At 68.9% G+C, this 592-nt stretch carries 1 protein-coding gene; it reads left to right on the plus strand.

Annotation, left to right across the window (positions count from 1 at the left end; all coding sequences use genetic code 11):
* Window positions 1-592: IS701 family transposase (locus tag IH48_RS0132280; protein WP_030912940.1), on the plus strand; the 592-nt coding region annotated here is incomplete at both ends.

Consider the following 592-nt stretch of genomic DNA (forward strand, 5'->3'; position numbering starts at 1 on the left):
GCCGATGGCCGGGCGTCTGCCGGACGGGAACATGCAGGCCCTGCAGCAGTTCGTGAACCAGTCGCCGTGGGATCCGCTGCCGGTCAGACGGCGGATCGCCGAGCGGCTGGTCGAGGTGATCACACCTGAGGTGTGGGTGATCGACGACGTGTCGTTTCCCAAGTGCGGCAAGGCGTCGGTCGGGGTGGCCCGCCAGTACTGCGGAGCGGTCGGGAAACGGGCGAACTGCCAGGTCGCGGTCAGTGTCCATGCCGCCACCGACACCGCCTCGTGCCCGTTGGAGTGGCAGTTGTATCTGCCGCGTGAGTGGACGGACGAGGCGGACCGGTGCCGCAGGGCAGGAGTTCCCGACGACGTGGTGCACCGGGAGAAGTGGCGTCTGGCGCTCGGCCTGCTGGACACACTCGCCCAGTGGCAGCTGAAGGCTCCGGTCGTGGTCGCCGACGCCGGCTACGGCGTCAGCACCCCGTTCCGGCTCGGTCTCCAGGCGCGAGGGCTGTCCTACGTTCTGGCACTGAACGGGAAGGAAGTCGCCCACCCTGAGGATGCCGAGCCGCACCAGCCTGCTTATGGCGGGCTCGGACCACCTACC

Source organism: Streptomyces sp. NRRL F-5126 (assembly GCF_000721265.1).
GTDB lineage: Bacteria > Actinomycetota > Actinomycetes > Streptomycetales > Streptomycetaceae > Streptomyces.